Annotated in this window: 4 protein-coding genes; 1 reads left to right on the top strand and 3 read right to left on the bottom strand. The window is 72.5% G+C overall.

Features of this window, described 5'->3' with window-relative positions; all coding sequences use genetic code 11:
• A partial coding sequence (locus IH13_RS0111815; protein ID WP_082317574.1) for a uridine kinase occupies window positions 1–660 on the bottom strand: 660 nt, incomplete at its 3' end.
• 64 nt (window positions 661–724) lie between these two features.
• Here IH13_RS0111815 and IH13_RS0111810 point away from each other — a divergent pair.
• Complete coding sequence (locus tag IH13_RS0111810) at window positions 725–1150, top strand: hypothetical protein (protein WP_031083613.1); 426 nt, start codon at window positions 725–727, stop codon at window positions 1148–1150.
• A gap of 72 nt (window positions 1151–1222) precedes the next feature.
• Here the strand turns inward: IH13_RS0111810 and IH13_RS0111805 are convergent, their stop codons facing one another.
• Complete coding sequence (locus IH13_RS0111805; protein ID WP_031083612.1) at window positions 1223–2131, bottom strand: aldehyde dehydrogenase family protein; 909 nt, start codon at window positions 2129–2131, stop codon at window positions 1223–1225.
• A partial coding sequence (locus IH13_RS0111800; protein ID WP_031083611.1) for an aldehyde dehydrogenase family protein occupies window positions 2124–2326 on the bottom strand: 203 nt, incomplete at its 5' end. The genes IH13_RS0111800 and IH13_RS0111805, both read right to left, overlap by 8 nt.

Below are 2326 nucleotides of genomic sequence, written 5' to 3'. Positions count from 1 at the left end.
GTGTATAAGAGACAGGCCCAGCGCCTCGGCCTTGGCGCAGGGGTACGCGCCCAGGGCCGTCTGCCGGGCCACGATGCGCCGCTCGGCCCGCATCAGCCGCCAGCCGCGCCGCAGCAGGAACGGCACCGACTTGCGACCCTCCCGCAGGTCCCGCAGCAGCCGCCGCCGGAACGTCGTCGACGGGCGGCCCCGCAGGCACAGCGCGTCGGCGAGCAGGCCGAGCTCCTGGCAGCGGCCCACGATGTCCGCCGCGAAGATGCCCTCGGCCACGAAGAGCGGCGTGCGCTCGATGTCGAGCGTCTCCACCCCGGTCCGCGAGCTCGTCGCGATGTCGTACACCGGCACGTGCGTACGTCCCGTCCGGCACAGCTCCGCGACGGCCGCGACCGCCGCGTCGGCGTCCCACGAACGCACCGAGTCCCAGTCGATGTCGGCGCTACCGGTGACCTGGGGCAGGGTCGGGTCGTTGCCCTCCTTGTAGAAGTCGTCCAGGCGAAGCACCGGAAGCCCGGTGCGGGCGGCGAGGGACGACTTGCCGGATCCGGAGGGACCGGCGAGCAGCACGACGCGAGTGGGGATCGGTTGGGAACTCACAGAACAGAAGTGTGAGGCATCGACCCGCGCAGGGGATCCCCGGGAGGCGCTGTTGGTATCGAGCATCACACCCCGACTACGCTGCGCACACGCACGATTACTGGATCAGGCTCGATCAGGTGGGAAAAACATGGCACGTCATGCACTGTCCAAGCCCCGGCGTCGCGCTCTGCTGCGCGCCGGTCTGACCCTCACCGCGCTGGGCGCGGCCCTCGGCGCGGGAGGCGCGGCGGCCCAGGCGGCCCCGCTGCCCACCGTCCCGGCCACCGGCTCGGACACCGCGGACGGCACGCTGGGTGCGGTCGGCGACGCGGCGGGTCCCGCGCTGAACAGCGCGCTCGGCTACGGGCTGGCGGGCGCGGTGGCGCCCGTCACCGACCTGCAGCTGGACCCGCTCGCCGGGACGGGCGCGGACCCGCTGGACAACGCGGTGGGCGCCCAGATCGCCGACTTCAAGCCGGTGACCACGGCGATCGTCACCGACCCGCTGACCAGCGGTGGTGCGCTCGCCGACCTGCCCCTGGTGGGCAAGGTCACCGGTCTGGTCACCGGCTGACGACCGGACCCGGAGAGCGCGCAGGGCCCGCCCCGGTGACCGGAGGCGGGCTCTGCGGGGTGCGTACGCCGGTCAGTACGAGGAGCCCGAGGCCCCCAGGGCGCCCGTCGGGTGCCAGACCGTCTTCGTCTCCAGGAAGGCCGTCAGCCGGTGCGTACCGGGGGAGGCCGTCCAGCCGTCGCCGGAACCGTCCACAGCCTGTGGACGCAGGACCCGCTTCAGGTTGTCCGCGGCGGCCGCCTCCAACTCCTTGGCCAGGTCCGCGTCGCCCGCGGCCCCCGTCAGGTCGATGCCGTTGACGTCCTGGTGCGAGGCGAGCGGCGCCGCCAGCTCGGCCGTACGGCCCGACAGGATGTTCACCACGCCGCCCGGCAGGTCCGACGTGGCCAGCACCTCTCCCAGCGAGAGCGCGGGCAGCGGCCGGTCGGCCGAGGCGATGACGACCACCGTGTTGCCCGTGGCGATCACCGGGGCAACGACGGAGACCAGGCCCAGAAAGGACGACTCCTGCGGCGCCAGCACCGCGACCACCCCGGTGGGTTCGGGCGTGGAGAGGTTGAAGAACGGGCCGGCGACCGGGTTCGCCCCGCCCACGACCTGGCCGACCTTGTCGGTCCAGCCCGCGTACCAGACCCAGCGGTCGATCGCCGCGTCGACGACCGCCGCCGCCTTGGACTTCGACAGCCCCTCGGCGTCGGCCACCTCCCGTACGAACTGCTCCCGGCGGCCCTCCAGCATCTCCGCGATCCGGTAGAGGATCTGGCCGCGGTTGTACGCGGTCGCGCCCGACCAGCCGCCGAACGCCTTGCGGGCGGCCACGACCGCGTCACGGGCGTCCTTGCGGGAGGACTGCGGGGCGTTCGCCAGCCACCCGCCCTTCGAGTCGTTCACCTCGTACACCCGACCGCTCTCGGAGCGGGGGAACTTGCCCCCGACGTACAGCTTGTAGGTCTTGAAGACGCTGAGTCGCCCGTCAGACATCGAGGTAGGCCTCCAGACCGTGACGGCCGCCCTCGCGGCCGTAGCCCGACTCCTTGTATCCGCCGAACGGCGAGGTCGGGTCGAACTTGTTGAACGTGTTGGCCCACACCACACCGGCGCGGAGCTTGTTCGCCACCGCGAGGATGCGGGAGCCCTTCTCCGTCCAGATGCCCGCCGAGAGGCCGTACTGGCTGG

The sequence above is a fragment of the Streptomyces sp. NRRL WC-3549 genome, assembly GCF_000721935.1.
Classification (GTDB): domain Bacteria; phylum Actinomycetota; class Actinomycetes; order Streptomycetales; family Streptomycetaceae; genus Streptomyces.
This window is presented reverse-complemented; position numbering and strand designations above follow the sequence as displayed.

Coding starts and splice junctions, on each gene's coding strand:
- IH13_RS0111805 (WP_031083612.1), bottom strand. CDS start 2,131: ATGTCTGACGGGCGACTCAGCGTCTTCAAGACCTACAAGCTGTACGTC.
- IH13_RS0111810 (WP_031083613.1), top strand. CDS start 725: ATGGCACGTCATGCACTGTCCAAGCCCCGGCGTCGCGCTCTGCTGCGC.